We start from the raw sequence: 21,228 nt of genomic DNA on the forward strand, positions 1-21,228 counted from the left end.
ATACGTTAAGATATGTAATTTAGATTAAAAGTCGTTGAAAAGCAACTCTATAGTATTTTGAAACTTAAGCTAATTTCGCAATAAAATCTTCAGGAGACATGGCATTGTCAACATGGAAATCGCCAATTTTTGTTCGTCTTAATTCTGAAAGGTGTGCGCCAGAGTTTAATGCTTTTCCAAAATCGTAAGCCAATGATCTTATGTATGTGCCTTTACTGCAAACGATTCTAAAGTTGATATGATTCCCTTCAATATTTGTAATTTCAAATTCTGAAACACTTACAGTTCGTGATTTGATCTCTACATCTTCGCCAGCTCTAGCAAATTCGTATAAGCGTTTTCCGTCTTTTTTTAATGCAGAAAATATAGGAGGAAACTGTTCAATACTTCCAATAAATTGATGAGTAGTTTCATGAATAAGATCTTCTGTGATATGTTCTGTTGGAAATGTTTTGTCGATATCAGTTTCTAAATCGTAAGAAGGCGTTGTGCCTCCAATAGTAAAAATTCCAGTGTATTCCTTATCCTGACCTTGAAATGTATTGATTTGTTTAGTCATTTTACCTGTGCAAATAATTAACAAACCAGTAGCTAAAGGATCAAGAGTCCCAGCATGTCCAACTTTAATTTTTTTTATATTAAATGCTTGTCTAATTTCCCAACGAAGCTTATTTACGGCTTGAAAAGAGGTCCATGTCAATGGCTTATCAATAAGTAATACTTGTCCAGATTGGTAGTCTTCTGCAGTTAGCATATGATTAAATTAAAGAGATGATTATTGCAATTATACCAACGATTACACAGTAAATAGAGAAGTAGATAAGTTTACTTTTCTTCACGATACTTATCATCCATGTACAAGCAAATAATCCTGATATAAATGCAGCTAAAAAACCAACACTTAATGAGGTAAAATTGCCACTGTCGTATGTTAATTCACCGCCAACAATGTCTTTAGCTATTTTTCCGAAGATTAATGGAACGACCATTAAAAAGGAAAAACGAGCTGCTTTTGTTTTATCGTTTCCAAGTAAAACTGAAGTAGAAATTGTTGCTCCAGAACGCGATATACCAGGAATCATAGCAATGGCTTGAGAAACACCAATAATAAAAGCATTTTTAAATGATATTTTTTTTGATGTGTCTTTAGCTCTGTCTGCTGAAAAAAGTAATATGGCTGTAACAATAAGCATACAACCAACAAGCAAGATATTTCCGCCAAATAATTTCTCGAGTTGTTCTTCAAAAAAGAGACCAACCGCAACTGCAGGAAGCATTGATAAAGCAATTTTAGAAACAAATTCTAAATCTTCATTCCATTGAAACTTTAGAATTCCTTTTAAGATAGACCAGACATCTTTTCTAAATACGACGATGGTACTTAGAGCTGTAGCAAAATGTAAGACAACTGTAAATAAAAGGCTTTCTTTTGGGATTGATTCATCACCAAGAATAGCTTTACCCAATTCTAAGTGACCACTAGAAGACACTGGTAAAAACTCAGTTAGACCTTGAATAATTCCTAATATAATTGAATCAATAATATCCATGTGGCAAAAATATCAAAATAGATACACCAAAAGCTAAAAAGAAAAGAAATTTAAGATTTTGAATCTTTATTCGGATTTAATAAAATAGCATAGACTTGAATTCCGAAACCAATTAATACTACAGCAGGAGCTAAGCGAATACGTCTCCAGCTAAATATAGAAGGATCAAATACATTGGGATCATCACTTCCGCCTCCAGACATTAGAATGAAACCAAGAGCAATAAACCCTAAACCAATAAGCATGAACTTATAGTTTTTCTTTCCGAATATGAATTCGTTTTTTGAAGTCTCTTTACGTTTTTGTTCTCCCATGATTAAATTATGGTGTAAATATAAAAGAAATTTTAGTGCTAATTCTTAATTAAATATTAATAGTATAACTGATCTGTTTTCAGATTTAAGAAACGTTGTGTTGCTATAAAAGTACTTATCCATGTTATCAATACACCTAATAAAAAGATACCTACAAATAAACTTCCGACTAAAACAGGATTCTGTAATAATTCCAATTCTGGGAATGTTAAATCGAGGTAATACAAAACAATCCCCATTCCTATTAAGGCTAGTATGGCTCCAATGACACCTAATTGTACACTTTTAAAAACAAATGGTCGTCTAATAAAAGTTTTAGTAGCTCCAACCATTTGCATGGTTTTAATAATAAATCGTTTCGAATACACAGCCAGTCTAATAGAACTATTAATCAATAAAACAGCAATTACTGTAAATATCGCACTCAACAATAAGACCCAAAAAGTAATTTTTTTGACGTTATCATTCATAAGCTCGACAAGATCGTTATCGTATGTGATGTCTTCAATAAATTTCTTATTAGCTAATTCTTCAGTTATTCCGTCCAGAGTTTCGTTGGTAACAAAATCTGCTTTGAGATATACATCTATCGAATTTTGGAGAGGATTATAACCTACAAAATCCATAAAGTCTTCGCCAGTTTCAGCTTTCATAAGTTCTGCAGCTTGCTCTTTTGAGACATATTCTGTTGATTTTGAGTATTCAGCCATGACCAAAGTATTCTCTAATTGGTCAATTTCAACTTGCTTAGCCGAATCATTCAAATAGATAGTCACAACAACTTGCTCTCTGAAATGATCTGCCACTTTTTTAGCATTCACTACTAGTAAGCCCAAACAACCCAATAAAAACAGTACTAATGCAATACTTATTACTACTGAAAAGTAAGATGTGATTAATTTTCGTTTTTGATATCTGTCAAAAGATGAACTCATATGTTAATGCATTGATGGTGTAAAAATATAAAACAATTCCCTTTGTATAATGTTTACAACGCTTAAACTTTTAATTGTGTTGTAATACCTTTAAATTTGCGGTCTAAATTTGCAGAAAAACAATGAGTTATCATTTTAACGAGATAGAAGCCAAATGGCAAAAATATTGGGCAGAAAACCAAACGTTTAAAGCTGAAAACAATAGCGATAAGCCTAAATATTATGTATTGGATATGTTCCCTTACCCTAGTGGAGCAGGCTTACATGTTGGTCATCCGTTAGGTTATATTGCAAGTGATATTTATGCACGTTACAAGCGTCATAAAGGATTTAATGTATTGCATCCTCAAGGTTATGATAGTTTTGGTTTGCCTGCAGAACAGTATGCAATTCAAACTGGTCAGCATCCAGCAGATACGACAAGAGTGAACATTGAAGGAGGTGTTGATAAGGCTGGAAATGAAATTGAAGGCTATAGAAAACAATTAGACAGAATCGGATTTTCATTCGATTGGAGTAGAGAAGTGCGTACTAGTAATCCAGAATATTATAAATGGACGCAATGGATTTTCATTCAATTGTTTGAATCTTGGTATTGTAAAAATCATCAATGCGCATTTCCAATTTCTGAATTAGAAAAGTTGTTTTCAGAAGAAGGAAATTCAGGTGTAAATCCGGCTTGTGATGATGATGTTGAATCTTTTACTGCTAAAGAATGGAACAGTTTTTCTTCGGAAAAGAAACAAGACGTCCTATTAAAATATAGATTGACTTATTTGGCTGAAACTGAAGTTAACTGGTGTCCTGCATTAGGAACAGTATTAGCAAATGATGAAATTGTTAATGGCTTATCTGAGCGAGGAAGTCATCCAGTGATTAGAAAGAAAATGACGCAATGGAGTATGCGTATTTCTGCTTATGCAGAGCGTTTACTTCAAGGTTTAGAAACGATTGATTGTACAGATTCACTTAAGGAAAGTCAACGCAACTGGATTGGGAAATCGGTAGGAGCAAGTGTGACGTTCAAAGTAAAAGATAGTGCTGAGGTGATTGAAGTTTTTACAACACGTCCAGATACAATTTATGGTGTGTCGTTTATGACTTTAGCTCCAGAACACGATTTGGTGTCAAAGATTACTACTGATGATCAAAAAGGAGATGTTGAAGCTTATATTCAAGCTACTGCAAAGCGAAGTGAACGTGATCGAATGGCTGATGTGAAAACTATTTCGGGAGCATTCACAGGTGCCTATGCTGAGCATCCGTTTTCAAAAGAACCAATTCCTATTTGGATTGGTGATTACGTTTTAGCTGGCTACGGAACAGGAGCAGTAATGTCTGTACCTTGTGGCGATCAACGGGATTACGACTTTGCAAAACATTTTAATATTGAGATTCCGAATATTTTTGAAGGTGTTGATATTTCTGAAGAAGCCTTTGCTGCCAAGGACAATGTAAAGATTGCGAATAGTGATTTCTTGAATGGAATGAACTATAAAAAAGCAACCAAACGTGCTATTTACGAATTAGAACAACTCGATCAAGGCGAAGGGAAAACCAATTACAGGTTACGTGATGCCGTGTTTTCTCGTCAGCGTTATTGGGGCGAACCATTTCCTGTGTATTATGTGAAGGGCAAACCACAAATGATTGAACAACAACATTTACCAATTGTATTGCCAGAAATAGAAAAATATTTACCAACTGAAGAAGGCGAGCCACCTTTAGGTCGTGCTGATGTTTGGGCTTGGTCTACAGAAAGTAATTCTGTGGTTTCAAATGATAAAGTAAACAATACGACTGTTTTTCCATTAGAATTAAATACGATGCCAGGTTGGGCAGGAAGCTCATGGTATTTCTTTAGATATATGGAAGAAGTTGCTAATAGAGATGGAGCTTTTGCTACTCAAAATGCTTTAAACTATTGGGAAAATGTTGATTTATATATTGGCGGAAGCGAACATGCGACAGGACATTTATTGTACTCTCGTTTTTGGGTGAAGTTTATGAAAGATAGAGGTTTTATTAATGTCGATGAGCCTTTTAAAAAGCTAATCAACCAAGGAATGATACTTGGGACGAGTGCTTTTGTTTATAAAGAAGAAGGAACAAATAAATTTTTGTCTAAAGGATTAATTGAAGGTAAACAGGTACAACCTATTCATTCAGATGTGTCTTTCGTAAATGCTTCTGATGAGTTGGATATTGAAGCCTTTAAAAATTGGAGAGAAGAATTCAAAGAAGCAGAATTTATATTAGAAGATGGCGTTTATAAAGTAGGTCGCGAGGTCGAAAAAATGTCAAAATCTAAATACAACGTTGTTAACCCAGATGCCATCTGTAAACAATATGGAGCAGACAGTTTGCGTCTTTACGAAATGTTTTTAGGACCTTTAGAACAAGCTAAGCCATGGAATACTGCTGGTATTACAGGTGTACACGGTTTCCTTAAAAAATTGTGGAAGTTGTATGTTAATGACAATGGTTTAAATGTTACTGATGCAGAACCAACAAAAGACAATTTAAAAACACTTCATAAAACAATCAAGAAAGTAGTTGAAGATATAGAGAACTTTTCGTTCAATACTTCTGTATCTACCTTTATGATTGCTGTTAATGAGTTAACGGCTCAAAAATGTACAAGTAAGGAAATTCTTGAACCTTTATTAGCTGTAATTTCACCTTATGCACCTCACATTGCAGAAGAACTATGGAATAGACTTGGTAATGAAACCTCAATCGCAACAGCTGATTTTCCTGAATTCGAAGAAAAGCACTTGGTTGAGAGTAGTAAAAACTATCCAATATCATTTAATGGTAAAATGCGTTTTACTCTAGAATTACCATTAGATATGAGTAAGGAAGAGATTGAAAAAGCAGTTATGGCTCATGAAAAAACCATAGCACAGTTAGAAGGTCGTACACCTAAAAAAGTGATTGTCGTACCTGGTAAAATTGTCAATATTGTAGGATAATATGTTTAAGAAAACCGTTGCGGTATTAATCTTAGCTACTTTAATTAGCGTGCTTTTGATATCTGTTTACGAAAACAAATTTGACCAAACCACTTGGAAAGTATATCCTTCAAAACGTTACAAGATGCGAAAGGATATTATTGAAAGTGATTTGCTTATTGGTAAAACAAAACAAGAGGTGATTCGTTTATTGGGCGAGCCTGAAGTGTCTAATCTTACAGGTAAAGATCATTTAATTTATAGTTTAGGTGAAGTTCCTAGTTTTTTTGATTCTGAAGAAGAACAACTCGTTGTCATTTTTGAAGACGATTTGGCTAGTAAGGTGATTTATGCCGAGGAGTGATACTGACAAAATTTCTTACAATAAAAGTGGCTCACTTTTTGTTATCTTTAAAGTATAAATTATAATATAAAAATTATGAGTGGAATGATGGGATACTACGTGCTAATTGGAGCCATAGCTTTGGTGAGCTGGTTAGTAAGTAATCAATTAAAACGAAAGTTTGCTAAATATTCTAAATTGCAATTGAGAAATGGCATGAGCGGACGAGAAATTGCAGAAAAAATGTTGGCAGATAATGGTATAGGTGATGTTGAAGTGATTTCAGTTTCAGGTCAGTTAACAGATCATTATAATCCAAAAAATAAAACAGTAAACCTTAGTGAGGCTGTATATAACCAAAGAAACGCTGCGTCAGCTGCAGTTGCAGCTCATGAGGTTGGTCATGCGGTTCAACATGCACAAGCATATAGCGCTTTAGGGATGCGATCGGCTTTAGTGCCAATAGTAAGTGTCACTTCTGGAATGTCTCAATGGTTAGTCATTGGAGGTATAATTCTAGGAGCTGCTGCTGGTGTCGGATTTGGCTATTGGGTATCTGTTGCAGGATTGGTATTTATGGCGTTTGCAACCTTATTCAGTTTTATAACATTACCAGTTGAGTACGATGCTAGTAATAGAGCATTGGCTTGGTTAAAAGCTAAAAACATGGTAACTCCAGAAGAATATAAAGGTTCAGAAGACGCATTGAAATGGGCAGCAAGAACGTATTTAGTTGCGGCAATTGGAGCTCTTGCTTCATTATTGTATTGGGCACTTCAAGTGTTTGGAGGACGAGATTAAACAGAATCACGATTTAATAAAAAAAGCATCCTATTAAGGATGCTTTTTTTATTAGATTTTTATCTGCCTGTCTATCTGCTGATCTAAGGAAATAAATGTCTCTGTTCTAGAAACTCCTGTAATAGATTGAATGTCTCTATTAAGTACGTGCATTAAATGTTCATTATCCTTACACAAAATTTTAATAAAAATGGACCAGTTACCTGTTGTGAAATGGCATTCTAATACTTCTGGAATCTTTTGTAATTGCTTTACCGCTTCAGGATTACTTACTGCTTTGTCCAAGAAAACACCAATAAATGCCATAGTGGTATAGCCTAAAACTTTCGGATTGATTATAAATTTAGAACCTGAAATTAACTTCGACTTTTCTAGTTTACGTAATCGTTGATGTATAGCTGCTCCCGAAATACCAACTTGACGCGCAATTTCTAAAATTGGCGTTCTGGCATCAGTCATTAAAGCTCTTAGTATCTTTTTATCAATACCATCAATTTGTATGTTTTGGTTAACAGTTTTCATCTTGTTTGTCAAGAATTAGTGATTACACATTCAATGGGTTGTAACCTAAATAAGGTACTTCTTTTTCTGAGAATTTAATTCCGAAGCCTTCTAGTTCACTTAAGATTGGCTCATAGATTTCTTTGTGAATAGGAATTTGAACTCCAGGAGTTGTTATTTTTTCGTTTAAAATAGCTAGCGTTGCAATAGCAACTGGTAAGCCTACGGTTTTTGACATGGCAGTATAAGTTCTGTCATCTCCTTTTACAACCATTGTCGAATCTATTTGATGCATTTTACCATTTAGTTCGTATCCAAATTTGTGGTACATCACAATCATATCCTTATCATCATCTTGCAGTGTCCAGCTGTCCATTAAAATCTTTTGAAGTATTTGTGCAGGTGTGGCTTTTTTTAGTTCTACCATTTTAGTTTTACTAAAAAGGTCTAACTCTTCAAGCTTGTCCCAGACAATATCATCTTGATCAATTTTTAAGGCATGTCTAAATTTTAATTCAACCGAGTCTGTATGACTATATGGTAAAAAAGCATTTATGAAGTCACGATAGCTCATGTTTTCACTATCATCAATAGTATAATCGTCTGCTGTCATTCCTAATAGAATAAAAATATTCCAGGCACGACCATAGCCAACTCGACGCATAGTACCACGATATAAGGTTTTGATATCGTCCATTCCGTAAGCTCTTTGATATTTTAAAGAATCTCTATTTGCATAAGCTTCAAACCTTCCGTAGCCTTCAATTTCTAAAAATTCTGTACGTCTAAATAAACGGTTATATGGAATATACTTATAAGTTCCTTCTTGCAAAAACTTGGCTGCACCACCTTGACCTGCTAAAACAACATTTCTTGGGTTCCAAGTAAATTTATAATTCCATAGGTTGTTATCACTTTCTGGAGCAACAAGTCCACCTGTAAACGATTCGAATAGAATCATTTTTCCGCCTTGAGATCTAATGTCATCAATAACTTTCATTGCACTCATATGATCAATTCCGGGATCAACTCCGATCTCATTCATGAAAACGAGTCCTTTATTTTTTGCGGCATTATCTAAATCTTCCATTTCCTTACTTACATAAGAAGCAGTTACCATATTTTTCCCGTAGGTAATACAGTCTTTTGCAACTTCAATATGATAACGTGCAGGAAGCATTGATACTACAATATCTGCATTTTCAATAGCTTCTTTTCTCGAATGGCTGCTAAAAACATCAAGTGTTATGGCTTGTCCATTCTCATGATTATTTATTAGTTTTCTGGCATTCTGGATATTAATATCACCAACAATTATATGTAGGTTTTCTTCAGTAGATTTGTTTAATAAATATTTTATAAGGAAAGATGCAGATTTTCCTGCACCAATAACTAAAATCTTTCGCATAATGGCTTTTGTTGAGTAGTTTTGTAATGACGAATTTACTAAATACTAAGGGTTATTAAAACCAAAATTTCAATTATATGAACAGGACTATTTTTATTTCGGCAACTATTTTGGGTATACTTGGGATTGTATTGGGAGCCTTTGCAGCTCATGGCTTGAAATCTTTGATAACTCTAGAATCTCAACAAACATTTGAAACAGGAGTACGTTATCAAATGTATCATGCTTTTTTTCTACTCATTTTAGGGAATTTGAAGTCAATATCAGAAAAGGCAAAACGCACTATCTTTTATTTAGTAATCGTTGGTCTAGTTTTCTTCTCTGGTTCTATTTATGGTCTTGCAACAAATGATTTAATATCGTTTGATTTTAAAAGTATTGGATTTATCACACCTATAGGAGGTTTGTTATTAATAATAGCTTGGCTAATATTGTTGATAAACTTTTTAAAAGTGGGTACTGATAAATCATAAATTAAAGGTGGTACTTTAAAATATTGTTTAATTTTGCAGTCTAAACAACATAAACAAATTATGGTAAACCATACACAAATTACGAAAACGATTGAGTTAGATAATTATGGCATTAAGGATGCTAAAGTTAGATATCAATTATCTGCTGACGAACTTCATGACATTACAATAGAAAAAGGTCAAGGTGTTGAAGTATCTACTGGAGCTCTTGCTGTTAATACAGGAGAATTTACTGGTAGATCTCCTCAAGATAGATTTATTGTAAAAGATGATATTACCAAAGATAAAGTTTGGTGGGGAAATATTAATGTTCCCTTCGAGCCAGATGCTTTTGATAAGCTCTATGATAAAGTGGTAAATTATCTTTCAGAGAAAGAAGTATTTGTTAGAGATTGTTATGCATGTGCTGATCCCGATTACAAGTTGAATATTCGAGTAATTAATGAATATCCATGGAGTAACATGTTTTCTTATAACATGTTTTTACGGCCAACAGAAGACGAATTAAAAAACTTTTCTCCAGAATGGACGGTAATTAATGCGCCTGGATTTATGGCTGACCCTGAAGTTGATAGTACAAGACAACATAATTTTGCCATTTTAAATTTCTCCAAGAAGATTGCTTTAATTGGAGGTACTGGATACACAGGAGAGATTAAAAAAGGAATTTTTTCTGCATTAAACTTTATTCTCCCAGTATTTAAAAACACATTACCTATGCATTGTAGTGCTAATGTTGGAAAAGGTGGAGATACTGCCATCTTTTTTGGTTTATCTGGTACAGGAAAAACAACATTGTCTACAGATCCGGACAGAAGTTTAATTGGAGATGATGAACATGGTTGGACAAATGAAAATACTGTATTTAATTTTGAAGGTGGTTGTTATGCTAAAGTTATTAATTTATCGCAAGAGCAAGAACCTGAAATTTTTGAAGCAATAAAAAAAGGAGCAATTCTTGAAAATGTAATCATTGATGATAAAGGAAGCGTAGATTTTGAAGATACCTCTATTACACAAAACACACGTGTAAGTTATCCTATTTTTCACATTGAAAACATTAAAGAGCCTTCTATAGGGAAAAACCCAAAAAACATATTCTTCTTAACAGCAGATGCGTTTGGTGTATTGCCTCCTATCTCAAAATTAACACCTAGTCAGGCTGCATATCATTTTATTTCTGGATATACGGCTAAGGTTGCTGGGACGGAAGCAGGTGTAGTTGAACCACAGCCTAGTTTTTCTGCTTGTTTTGGCGCACCTTTTATGCCATTACATCCAACTGAATATGCTGATATGTTAAGTGCTAAAATGAAAGAAGCTGGTGTAAATGTTTGGCTTGTTAATACTGGATGGACTGGTGGTCCTTACGGTGTAGGTACTCGTATGAAATTAAAATATACGCGTGCTATGATAAGCGCAGTACTTAATGGAGACTTAGGACTTTATAATTATGAGGATTATCATATACATTCTGTTTTTGGTGTCGCTCAACCTAGAACATGTCCAGGAGTTCCTGATGATGTGTTAAGTCCGAGAAAGTCATGGGATAATGATGAGGCATATTATAAAACAGCTTTTAAATTATCGAATTCATTCCGTGAAAACTTTAAACAATTTGAAGATTACGCTAGTGAAGAAATTAGACGTGGTGGCCCTCAACGCTATTCGTTTTAATTAGTTACGAGTGTTAAACAAAAAAAGCGATTTCTAATTGAAATCGCTTTTTTTAATATCTATAAGGGAATAAAATTATTTTCCTTTATTCGTCTTTTCTATATATTTCTCCAAAGCCATCGTCATAGAAGGCGTTTCTGGTGTTGGAGCAGATATGTCAACTCTTAACCCGTGAGATTCAACAGCTTTTATAGTAGTGTTTCCAAAAACAGCTATACGTGTATCGTTTTGTTTGAATTCTGGAAAGTTGTGAAATAATGATTCAATACCTGAAGGACTAAAGAATACTAAAATATCATAGTATACATTAGCCAAATCTGATAAATCACTAATTACAGTTTTGTAAAAAGTTGCTTGTTTCCACTTAACACCTAATTCGTTTAAAATTTCAGGTACTTCAGGTTTTAGCTTGTCTGTAGTTGGTAACAGGAAACTTTCGTCTTTATACTTTTTGATTAAAGGCGTCAAATCGGCAAAGGTACGCTTGCCAACATATATTTTTCGTTTTCTATAAACAACATACTTTTGTAAGTAATAAGCAACAGCTTCAGATTGGCAGAAGTATTTCATTGAATCTGGAACTTTGAATCTCATTTCTTCAGCGACTCTAAAGAAATGATCTACAGAGTTTCTACTGGTAAGTATGATGGCCGTATAATTTAAAAGATCGACTTTTTGTTGTCTAATATCTTTAGCTTCTACTCCTTCAACATGAATAAATGGTCTGAAATCTATTTTTACCTTTTGCTTTTCTTGAAGATCAAAGTAAGGAGAGTTTTCTATTTTAGGTTCTGGTTGAGACACTAAAATTGTTTTCACTTTCGTCATATCCATTAAAGTGTTTTAAGCGTTAAAATCTTTAATTAACTTATATAAAATCAGATAGGGTCCGATTTCAAGAGCGCAAAGATACAAAATAAAATAGAAAAAGTTGTTTAATAATAATTTTTGATGATTTTTAAATGAGCTTATAAATCCAAGTAGATTTATTAATATAATTAAGGCAATACAAACGTATATAATAGGCTTTGTTGGAGCGACTGTATATATCAATAAGCAATTGATAGGAAGTAATAAAAAGCCAGTATAGTTTTTATAAGTTGTTTTTTGAAACAGATACGAATCTATTAGCGAATCTATCTCGAAAATGCTACCAATTAAGCGTTCTAATAGCACCTTGATTAGAAAGAGAACACCAATGCCAAAAATAAGTTTAAAAAACTGAGAGAGGTCGAATTCTGAAGGATGAACTAGAGCTGCATAGACAACATATGAAAATATCGAGACTGAAATAATAAGATTAAGGAATAGCAGCGCATCAAAACCATCAATGAATTTTTGATCTCTGGCATAAATCTTCAAGTATTTAGAGTTGCCAATGACTTTTACAAAGTCCTTAAACCTGGGCGTAAATAAAAACTTACACAAGGTGATAAAAGCTAATCCTAGAATTAGAAAAACAGTAAACCAGTCATTAGATATAACTTCTCTAAGCATCTTGTAAAATTATAAAGAAATTTCGATGTGGTATCATTTTATATTTCAATACTTCTTAGAGATTTATTAAGATTAACATTGTTTATGATTTTTACTGTTCAATTAATCGTTTAAAAACTTACTTTTGTCATAGTTGATTAAAAAAAAGTTAAGTCAAGCTTATATTAATGAGAGACGCAATTGTCATCATACCAACCTATAATGAAATAGAAAATATAGAAGCTATTATTCGAGCGATATTTTCTCAAGAAAAAGCCTTCGATATCTTGGTTGTAGATGATAATTCTCCAGATTTAACTGGTTTAAAAGTCAAAGAACTACAAGGGGAATTTAAAGATCGGCTTTTTATATTATCACGACAGGAAAAAACAGGATTGGGTTCTGCATATATTGCAGGCTTCAAATGGTGTTTAGAAAAACATTTTGAATACATTTTTGAAATGGATGCCGATTTTTCTCATGACCCAAACGATCTTATTAGACTTTACAATACCTGTGCGTTAGAAGGCGCAGATATGTCAATAGGTTCTCGTTATATTAACAATAATATAAATGTTGTGAATTGGGATATGAAACGCCTATTGTTGTCTTATTTCGCTTCTAAATACGTGAGGTTTATTACAAGAATGCGAATTCATGATACCACTGCTGGATTTGTTTGTTACAAGCGAAAGGTTTTAGAAACAATTGATTTGAATAATATCAAGTTTGTGGGTTATGCCTTTCAGATCGAAATGAAATTTAAAGCCTATTTGCAAAAGTTTAAAATTATAGAAGTTCCAGTTATATTTACAGATAGAACAAAAGGGAAATCAAAAATGAGTGGAGGTATTATTTCTGAAGCTATTTTTGGAGTGATTAATATGAAGCTAAAAAGCCTAATTAATAAAAAGTAAGATTAGTTAAAGGTTGAGAAATTTATTTAAATGAAAAAGAAGACGACACTTATTAAAAATGCCAGAATTGTTAATGAAGGCAAAATTATAGAAGGTGATATTTTAATTGAAGATGATATTATTAAGGAAGTTTCTGATTCTATAAGTGCAAAATCTGCAGATGTTGTTATTATTGATGTAGAAGGTAATTATGTGTTTCCAGGAGCAATTGATGATCAGGTTCATTTTAGAGAACCAGGACTTACGCACAAAGCAAATATAGAAACAGAGTCTAGAGCTGCTATTGCTGGAGGGATTACATCGTTTATTGAGATGCCAAACACAAATCCTCAAACAACAACTGTTGAAGCTTTGGAAGACAAATTTGACATTGCTTCTAAAACGTCATATGCCAATTACTCCTTTATGTTTGGAGGCACTAACGACAATCTTGACGAAATATTAAAGGTTGACCCGAAATCTGTTGCAGGATTAAAATTGTTTTTAGGATCATCAACAGGAAATATGTTGGTTGATAACCCTAAAGTATTAGAAAAAATATTCAGTAGTACCAAAATGGTTATTTCTGTACATTGTGAAGATGAAGCTACAATAAGAAAAAATCTTCAAGAACATATTGACCAATATGGTGAGGACATTCCAATTAGTAAACATCCAATTATTAGAAGTGAAGAAGCCTGTTACATATCTTCATCAAAGGCAATTGAATTGGCTAAAAAGACTGGAGCACGATTACATGTTTTTCATTTGTCAACAGGTAAGGAAACAAAATTGTTCAGCAATAAAATTCCATTAAAAGATAAAAAAATCACAGCCGAAGTTTGTATTCATCATTTATGGTTTAGTGATGAGGATTATGATAAAAAAGGAACACTTATTAAATGGAATCCAGCAGTTAAAACGGCTAAAGACAGAGATCAGCTTTGGAAAGCACTTTTAGATGACAGAATTGATGTGATTGCTACAGACCATGCACCTCATACTTTAGAAGAAAAAAGTGATATTTATACAAAAGCACCTTCAGGAGGTCCTTTAGTTCAGCATGCCTTTGTCGCTATGATTGAAATGTTCCATAGAGGAAAAATATCATTAGAGAAAATTGCAGAAAAAATGTGCCATAATCCTTCAATTTTATTTGAAGTTGAAAAACGAGGTTATATAAAACCAGGTTACTTTGCAGATTTAGTTGTTATCAATATAAATAATCCTTGGTCTGTCAACAAAGAAAATATTTTGTACAAATGCGGTTGGTCACCTTTTGAAGGCACTACATTTAGGTCTAGAATTACCCACACTTTTGTAAACGGAACTTTAGCATACAACAATTTTAAAGTTATTGATGTTAAGGCTGGTAAACGATTAACTTTTAACAGATGATAAAACGTATAAGTCTTCTTATTTTTATTTTAGGGTTATGCATTGCTTGTAATCATATAGAGAAACCTAAAAAACCAAAAAATTTGATCGCCAAGAATAAGATGGTCAACATTCTTTTTGATGTATTTATCTTTAATGCCGCAAAAGGAGCTGATAAGAGGAAATTAGAAAATAATAATGTTACTCCAACAGTTTATATCTATGAGAAATATCAAATTGATAGCCTTCAATTTGTAAAGAGTAATGAATATTATGCTTATGACATCAAAGCATATGAAAGCATGATTAATAAGGTTGAAGAGAGGATAAAAACAAAGAAAGCTAAATATCAAAAAGAAATAGATCTCAAGGAAGAACAAAAGAAAAAAAGACTTGATTCTATAAAAAAATTAGGAGATACTTTAAAAACTGAAAAGAAGCCAAGAGTATTTAAGAAAGACTAAAGTTTACTGGTGTCTTTTAAATAATATTTTGAGACCTTGGCTATAGAATTTTCAATAGTTCTAAACTCTATTTGCAAAGCGTTTTTAATTTTTGAATTATCATAAATCGTTTTAGTTCTAACCGATTTGGCCAACTGTTTTGAAATTTTTCTTCGCTTCCCAAACAATTTACTCATAAGCCAATCTAAACGCCAACCTATTTCTAATATAAAAGTACTAGCTTCTTTTTTTGCTGGGTTTACATTTAGCGCTTGAGCGACTTTTTTCTGAAAGTCATTAAACGATAAGTTTTCAGAAATTAAAATATAGCGTTCATTTTCAAGGTCACTATGCATTAACTTGAACATGATATCACAAACATCCCAAACACCAACATATCCAGATGTGCCTGAAGTATAATATTTTAATCCTTTGTGGATAAGTCTAAATAAATTCCCGCTACTTCCACCTTTCCAATATCCTGGACCTAAAATAATTCCCGGATTTATAATAATTGCAGGAACACCTTCTTGAGTGCCTCTCCAAACTTCCATTTCTGCGCCATATTTAGTAATGGCATATACACTGTTATCCTCTTCTGGATTCCATTCTGTTTGCTCAGTAATTAATTGGTTTGGATTGGGTTCATGACCAATAGCTGCAATTGAACTTACGTAGCAAAGTTTTTTGATATTGTTTGAAACGGAAAGGTTGACAATATTAGCAGTCCCATCAATATTTATGTTTCTGAGTTGATAATATTTATTGGGTTCAAAACTCACCAAAGCTGCACAATGATAAACATAGTCAACATCTTTAAAAGCTAATTCTAGAGATGGAACGTCATTTAAATCAGCTTCAACCCATTCAATTTTATCGTATAGTTCTTTATAATTTTCAGTGTAATAAGAGAATACATGCTTAACACGTTCTAAGGTATGTGCTCTTCTGTAAATGGCTTTTACGTGCTCGTTTTCACTAACAAGTTTGTACAATAAATGTGAACCGACTAACCCTGTACCTCCTGTTACTAAAATCATTTTGTAAAATTAGTCTTTTTTCTTTTGAGCTATAAATCTATATTTGCCAAAGATTACTAATTTACATGTTATGATAAAGAATTTTGTTGAAGAGTTACAATGGAGAGGGATGATACATGATACGATGCCTGGAGCAGAAGATCATTTAATGGAAGCTATGCGTTCTGCTTATATTGGATTTGATCCAACTGCAGACTCTTTGCACATAGGAAATCTTGTTCCTATTATGTTATTAGCGCATTACCAACGTTGTGGTCATAAGCCATTTGCTTTGGTAGGTGGAGCAACAGGGATGATTGGTGACCCTTCAGGAAAATCTAGTGAACGTAATTTGCTTGACGAAAAAACATTACGTCACAACCAAGACGCTATTAAAAATCAATTGGCTCATTTTTTAGATTTTGAAAGTGATGTGCCTAACTCAGCCGAATTAGTTAATAATTACGACTGGATGAAGGAATTCTCATTTTTAGAATTTATTCGTGATGTCGGTAAGCATATCACAGTTAATTATATGATGGCTAAAGATTCTGTAAAAAACAGAATTTCTTCTGAATCATCAGATGGTATGTCATTTACAGAATTCACATACCAATTGGTTCAAGGTTATGATTTTCTTCATTTATACAGAGAGAATAACTGTACTATTCAAATGGGAGGAAGCGATCAATGGGGAAATATCACAACAGGAACTGAATTGATTCGACGCATTGCTCAAGGTAAAGGTTTTGCAATTACGTGTCCGTTAATTACTAAAAGTGATGGTTCTAAATTTGGGAAGTCTGAAGGTGGTAACGTTTGGTTAGATGCCAATAGAACATCGTCTTACAAATTCTACCAATATTGGTTGAACTCTAGTGATGAAGATGCTGAAAAATATATAAAGATATTTACTTTTTTAACTGAAGATGAAATTAAAGCTATTGTTGCTTCTCATCAAGAAGCACCTCATCAAAGAGGATTGCAAAAACGTTTAGCCGAAGAAATTACATCGATGGTTCATTCAAAATCTGATTTTGAAAATGCCGAGAAAGCTTCTAATATATTGTTTAGCAAAACGTTTAAAGCAGATATAAAAACATTAGATGAGAAAACATTTTTAGATGTGTTTGAAGGCGTGCCTCAGGCTGAAATTTCTAAAGATGAGTTATCAGATATTGATATGATTGGAGCTTTAGCTGCTAAAACAAATTTCTTAGCGTCTAACAGTGAAGCACGTCGTGCTTTAAAAGAAAATGCTGTAGCTGTAAATAAGGAAAAGGTAAAAGAAAATTACCAATTATCTCAAGACGATTTGATAAATGATAAATATATTATCATAAATAAAGGAAAGAAGAATACATATATTATAAAGGTTGTGTAAAGAAAAACGCCTCATCAAGCGATGAGGCGTTTAACATTAACCAACCAACTATTGAAGCTAATTTTTCTTTTTCATAGAACTCTAAACTATTCCAAAATTATAGCTTCCCAGTTTTTGTCGGCTTTTTCTTGTAAACCTTTCACATTATTTTCAAGCCACAATTTTAGGGTGTTTGTTCCCCAAGAATTATAGAAGAGATAGAGCTTCCCATCTCTAATTTCGAAGGTTTCAGGATCTATTTTTACTTTCTTTGATTTTTCTGCAATAGCATAGGCACAATAACCTCCATACTGCGGAATGTATTTTTTAGGATTATTTAAAAAGGTGTTTAAGTTGTCTTCAGATGAAAACTTATAAGTAGCATTATCATAAGTCGTTTTGAATTCCTTTTTGCCTTCAATAGCTTCATTTTCAAAATAAGAAACGACATCATAACCCTCAGCGACGTAACCTTTTTGAATATTATAATCTATAGATTGTGACAATCCAATTTGAATTATAAAAAGATTAATACAAGTAAATAGAAATGTTTTCATGTATCACTAGTCGATAAAATATTTCAGACTTTACAATACCATTAAATTACAACCTCTAATATCACTAGAATCGAAACGACCAATAATTTCAAAAGAACCATCCTTAGCAATGCGACCTAAGTCTTGAGTTGCAATAAATGAACATGAATTAATATTAGCCAAGTCAATGACATTAATGCCTCCTGTTTTTTGCTTTTTTTGAAGAGCAAGAGCGTCTTCAGGATCACGAGTGAGGATTTGCATCCAACTCGGACATTCAAATTGGCCATTGCCTTTAGAATAAGCCTGACTTAATAATTCGGTCATGCCATATTCACTATGAATATTAGTGACACCAAAACCTTGTTTTAGGATAGAATGTAATTCGGCTCTAACGAGTTCTTTTCTGCGACCTTTCATGCCACCAGTTTCCATTATAATGGTATTTTTAAGATGGAACTGATACTGTTCAACTAAATCTAAAAGTGCAAAAGATACACCTATAAGTAATACCTTTTGTCCTTTTGAATCTAAGGTGATAAGGTGTTCTTTCAATTCTGAAATATTATCTAAATAGAAGCCACTTTCAGAATGTTTAGATTGTGTAATCATGTCATTCACCATATAAACCAAAGAAGAGCCTTGTCGCTCTAAATAACTTGGTAATAAAGCAAGAACCACATAATCTTCAATGTTTCCGTAGAACTCATGAAAACCCTTTCTAAAGCTTTCTTCGTAGATGTTTAAATCTGTAACATTATGCTTGCTAGTAATACTTCCTGTTGTGCCACTACTTGAAAATGTAGCTTCAATTGGATGAGTAGAACTTACGATATTATGACTTTTAAAAAATTGAATTGGTAAAAAAGGAATGTCTTCAATACACTTTATATCACTAGGATGAATGTATAACAAATCACAGAACGAACGATAAACAGGATTGTTATCAAATTGAAATTTAAAAACATCCAATGCTAGCGAGTTGAATGTGTCTTCTGAAGAAATAGAAAAGATATCCTGAGTGTTTATCATCACTACAAAAGTAGGTAAAAAGAAAAAGCGTTGCCAATAGACAACGCTTTTAAATATGTTATAAAAATTAAGTAATTACTTAATGATTAATTTTTTAGTTACTGACGCATTATTTTGAGTAACCTTCATAATGTAAACTCCAGTATTAAGAGTAGATACATCTAAACGGTTATTGTTTAATGTTTCATTAATAACTTCTTTTCCTAAGATATCATAAACAGCAACTGAAATAGTATCGTTTTTAGCACTTGCAATGTTTACAAATCCTAATGAAGTTGGATTTGGATATACTTTAAAGCCACTTGCAATAGTAAACTCTTCGTTAGATAATGTTTCAGCAAATGTTTGAGTAACAGCTAAATTATCAACTAATATCCCTTCGTTTTCATCAGAATCAGATTGTCTAAGAGCAAATGAAGCGACAGTATCACCTGGATCAGCTTCATCAGCACCTATGATAGATGTATCACTTTCAAGAGCAGCATCAACCCAAAGTGTAGCAATGGCAGTAACTTGATCATATTTTACAGTAATTCTGTATGAATTCCCATAAGTTAAATCTGCAGCCCATGTTGCATCTGCTGAATTTTGATCACTAGAGATACCAACGGTATAATCTCCTCCTCCAGTAGGAGCTTCAATAAATACTTGAGCAATAAAGTCAAATCCTTCTGTTTTAAAATGGGCGAAATATTCTGTATCAGATCCAGTAATAGGAGCTCCAGGATCTTGAACAAGCATATCAAATGCAAAATAAAGGCTTCCAGTTACTGATGTAAAAGGTAAGTTAACATCTTCACTTGGTGTTCCATGTTGAACTAAAGCTTGGCCAGAAGTTACTACTAAATCATCAGCAGTTCCACTATGGCTAGACCATTCGCTATTTCCTACTAAAGGTCCATCAGCATAAGCGAATGTATCGTAAAGAGGTAAAGTTAATTGAGGGTCACAATTAGGACTATTAATACTTCTTGATAAATCGCAACTACTATTTCCCATATCACCAACGAAGGTCATTGTAAAATCTGTTCCTTCAAGGATTCCTGTGACAGTAATTGTACCAGCAGCTTCCGTTGTAGGATCGTCACCACCAAGAGTACCATTTCCAGCTGTATCAATTGCATAAGTAGAAGTTCCTCCACCTGTAAAATCAATAGTTACATTATAAGTATCATCTGCAGCAGGTGTAATATCATCACATGTTTCAGTAATTGTTCCTAATTGTAAATCACATGGATAAGCAATACTAAAATCTGCCGTATCTGTATCTACAATTCCACCATCAATTAAATCTATACTCACAGAAAATGTGTCACCATCAGCAGTAGGAGTAATTTCAAAAGGACTCACTACTCCATTAGATGCAACAGGAGCTCCTCCATTTGTAATAACAGAAATATTTGCAGTTGCTCCAGGAGCGTTTGCTATTGTGAATTCTACATTTACAGAAGTTGTTCCAGAAGCAAGTGCTTGTCCATCATTTGGAGATGTAATACTAATTGTTGGATTTGTATTTGCCATAGGAGAGTATGTTCCAAATGGCACAAAATTACTTAAAGCAGTTGAAGCGTTACATAAACCTTCACCATCAAGTAAATTTAATGCACCATAAGTAAAATCTGTGACAACAAATGCACCTCCATTAGCAGGCACACCATCTACACGATATGCATATGAATCAAGATGTTCCCAATCAAAACCTGTTGCATCTTCACCATCTACACCGAATCTGTCTATAACAGTATCACCAGCATCAGTAAGTTGCCATCCATCATCTCCATTAGCATTTACATTTGAATCTTCAAATACATTTGTGTTAATACCAAATTCTGCATCAAGTGTTGCTGCACTATTAGTAATGTAAGCAAATTCATTAGTAAGAGTACCAAGAGTTGAAATATCAATATTTGCTGTAAATCCTCCTCCGTTAGATTGTCTAACTAAGTTCCATCCAGTAAAGTCAATTGTACCGTCGACATATATTTCGACTGTTCGTGCAGCTTGACTAGGACATGGAGAGTCCATGTATCCAGTGACTACAGCTTCTTGTCCATAAGACATAGTAGCTACAAGCAATGTTAAACATAAAAAGTAAAGTTTTTTCATAATTTGTATAATTAGATTGATAAT

At 33.2% G+C, this 21,228-nt stretch carries 21 protein-coding genes; 9 read left to right on the plus strand and 12 right to left on the minus strand.

Annotated elements, in window-relative coordinates; all coding sequences use genetic code 11:
- Positions 1–64 precede the first annotated feature (64 nt).
- From truB to RH81_RS09240, 4 genes are read right to left on the minus strand one after another with little or no spacing between them, the layout of a single operon-like run.
- Positions 65–754 (minus strand): tRNA pseudouridine(55) synthase TruB, encoded by a 690-nt coding sequence (truB, locus tag RH81_RS09225; RefSeq protein WP_033959875.1) that lies wholly within the window; start codon positions 752–754, stop codon positions 65–67.
- Positions 755–758: 4 nt separating this feature from the next.
- Positions 759–1,550 carry an undecaprenyl-diphosphate phosphatase gene (locus RH81_RS09230; RefSeq protein ID WP_033959876.1) on the minus strand — a complete coding sequence of 264 codons (792 nt, stop codon included), beginning with the start codon at positions 1,548–1,550 and terminating at the stop codon, positions 759–761.
- A gap of 50 nt (positions 1,551–1,600) precedes the next feature.
- Positions 1,601–1,864, minus strand: a complete 264-nt coding sequence (locus RH81_RS09235; RefSeq protein WP_033959878.1) for a DUF3098 domain-containing protein — start codon at positions 1,862–1,864, stop codon at positions 1,601–1,603.
- A 56-nt stretch (positions 1,865–1,920) separates the two neighbouring features.
- Positions 1,921–2,799 carry a cell division protein FtsX gene (locus RH81_RS09240; RefSeq protein ID WP_033959879.1) on the minus strand — a complete coding sequence of 293 codons (879 nt, stop codon included), beginning with the start codon at positions 2,797–2,799 and terminating at the stop codon, positions 1,921–1,923.
- 122 nt (positions 2,800–2,921) lie between these two features.
- Between RH81_RS09240 and leuS the strand changes: the two genes are divergently transcribed.
- From leuS to RH81_RS09255, 3 genes are all read left to right on the plus strand, one after another.
- Positions 2,922–5,774, plus strand: a complete 2,853-nt coding sequence (gene leuS / locus RH81_RS09245; protein ID WP_033959881.1) for a leucine--tRNA ligase — start codon at positions 2,922–2,924, stop codon at positions 5,772–5,774.
- A gap of 1 nt (position 5,775) precedes the next feature.
- The gene (bamE, locus tag RH81_RS09250; protein ID WP_052172489.1) at positions 5,776–6,117 is read left to right on the plus strand and encodes an outer membrane protein assembly factor BamE domain-containing protein; all 342 of its coding nucleotides are present in this window, start codon (positions 5,776–5,778) and stop codon (positions 6,115–6,117) included.
- A gap of 84 nt (positions 6,118–6,201) precedes the next feature.
- A complete protein-coding gene (locus RH81_RS09255; RefSeq protein WP_033960297.1) occupies positions 6,202–6,897 on the plus strand; it encodes a zinc metallopeptidase in 696 nt (231 codons plus the stop codon).
- Between the two features lie 51 nt (positions 6,898–6,948).
- Here the strand turns inward: RH81_RS09255 and RH81_RS09260 are convergent, their stop codons facing one another.
- Positions 6,949–7,419 carry an Lrp/AsnC ligand binding domain-containing protein gene (locus tag RH81_RS09260; protein WP_033959882.1) on the minus strand — a complete coding sequence of 157 codons (471 nt, stop codon included), beginning with the start codon at positions 7,417–7,419 and terminating at the stop codon, positions 6,949–6,951.
- Positions 7,420–7,441: 22 nt separating this feature from the next.
- Positions 7,442–8,806: a saccharopine dehydrogenase family protein gene (locus tag RH81_RS09265; protein ID WP_033959883.1), complete on the minus strand. Its 1,365-nt coding sequence runs from the start codon at positions 8,804–8,806 to the stop codon at positions 7,442–7,444.
- 77 nt (positions 8,807–8,883) lie between these two features.
- Here RH81_RS09265 and RH81_RS09270 point away from each other — a divergent pair, with 77 nt between their 5' ends.
- Entirely contained in the window at positions 8,884–9,279 is a 396-nt protein-coding gene (locus tag RH81_RS09270) for a DUF423 domain-containing protein (RefSeq protein ID WP_033959890.1), read from the plus strand.
- A 60-nt stretch (positions 9,280–9,339) separates the two neighbouring features.
- Positions 9,340–10,956: a phosphoenolpyruvate carboxykinase (ATP) gene (pckA, locus tag RH81_RS09275; RefSeq protein WP_033959892.1), complete on the plus strand. Its 1,617-nt coding sequence runs from the start codon at positions 9,340–9,342 to the stop codon at positions 10,954–10,956.
- 75 nt (positions 10,957–11,031) lie between these two features.
- On the opposite strand, the gene RH81_RS09280 is transcribed toward pckA, so the two are convergent.
- On the minus strand, positions 11,032–11,784 hold the full coding sequence (locus RH81_RS09280) for a uroporphyrinogen-III synthase (protein ID WP_033960298.1): 753 nt from the start codon (positions 11,782–11,784) through the stop codon (positions 11,032–11,034).
- 15 nt (positions 11,785–11,799) lie between these two features.
- Positions 11,800–12,453 (minus strand): DUF4271 domain-containing protein, encoded by a 654-nt coding sequence (locus tag RH81_RS09285; protein ID WP_033959894.1) that lies wholly within the window; start codon positions 12,451–12,453, stop codon positions 11,800–11,802.
- 167 nt (positions 12,454–12,620) lie between these two features.
- Here RH81_RS09285 and RH81_RS09290 point away from each other — a divergent pair, with 167 nt between their 5' ends.
- From RH81_RS09290 to RH81_RS09300, 3 genes are read left to right on the plus strand one after another with little or no spacing between them, the layout of a single operon-like run.
- The gene (locus RH81_RS09290; protein WP_033959895.1) at positions 12,621–13,349 is read left to right on the plus strand and encodes a polyprenol monophosphomannose synthase; all 729 of its coding nucleotides are present in this window, start codon (positions 12,621–12,623) and stop codon (positions 13,347–13,349) included.
- A gap of 30 nt (positions 13,350–13,379) precedes the next feature.
- Entirely contained in the window at positions 13,380–14,726 is a 1,347-nt protein-coding gene (locus RH81_RS09295) for a dihydroorotase (RefSeq protein WP_033959897.1), read from the plus strand.
- A complete protein-coding gene (locus tag RH81_RS09300; RefSeq protein ID WP_052172490.1) occupies positions 14,723–15,169 on the plus strand; it encodes a DUF4296 domain-containing protein in 447 nt (148 codons plus the stop codon). Before RH81_RS09295 ends, RH81_RS09300 begins: the two co-directional genes overlap by 4 nt.
- On the opposite strand, the gene RH81_RS09305 is transcribed toward RH81_RS09300, so the two are convergent.
- A complete protein-coding gene (locus RH81_RS09305) occupies positions 15,166–16,188 on the minus strand; it encodes an NAD-dependent epimerase/dehydratase family protein (RefSeq protein ID WP_033959898.1) in 1,023 nt (340 codons plus the stop codon). The genes RH81_RS09300 and RH81_RS09305 overlap by 4 nt on opposite strands.
- A gap of 70 nt (positions 16,189–16,258) precedes the next feature.
- On the opposite strand from RH81_RS09305, the gene tyrS reads away from it, so the two are divergent.
- Positions 16,259–17,551, plus strand: a complete 1,293-nt coding sequence (gene tyrS / locus RH81_RS09310) for a tyrosine--tRNA ligase (protein ID WP_033959899.1) — start codon at positions 16,259–16,261, stop codon at positions 17,549–17,551.
- An 86-nt stretch (positions 17,552–17,637) separates the two neighbouring features.
- On the opposite strand, the gene RH81_RS09315 is transcribed toward tyrS, so the two are convergent.
- From RH81_RS09315 to RH81_RS09325, 3 genes are all read right to left on the minus strand, one after another.
- The gene (locus RH81_RS09315; protein WP_033959901.1) at positions 17,638–18,087 is read right to left on the minus strand and encodes a YHS domain-containing (seleno)protein; all 450 of its coding nucleotides are present in this window, start codon (positions 18,085–18,087) and stop codon (positions 17,638–17,640) included.
- A 30-nt stretch (positions 18,088–18,117) separates the two neighbouring features.
- Positions 18,118–19,098, minus strand: coding sequence for a LuxE/PaaK family acyltransferase (locus RH81_RS09320; RefSeq protein ID WP_033959902.1), 981 nt, complete (start codon positions 19,096–19,098; stop codon positions 18,118–18,120).
- A gap of 75 nt (positions 19,099–19,173) precedes the next feature.
- The gene (locus RH81_RS09325; RefSeq protein WP_033959903.1) at positions 19,174–21,204 is read right to left on the minus strand and encodes a T9SS type A sorting domain-containing protein; all 2,031 of its coding nucleotides are present in this window, start codon (positions 21,202–21,204) and stop codon (positions 19,174–19,176) included.
- Between the last annotated feature and the right edge of the window lie 24 nt (positions 21,205–21,228).

The sequence above is a fragment of the Psychroserpens jangbogonensis genome (genome assembly GCF_000797465.1).
In the GTDB taxonomy this organism is placed as follows: Bacteria; Bacteroidota; Bacteroidia; order Flavobacteriales; family Flavobacteriaceae; genus Psychroserpens; species Psychroserpens jangbogonensis.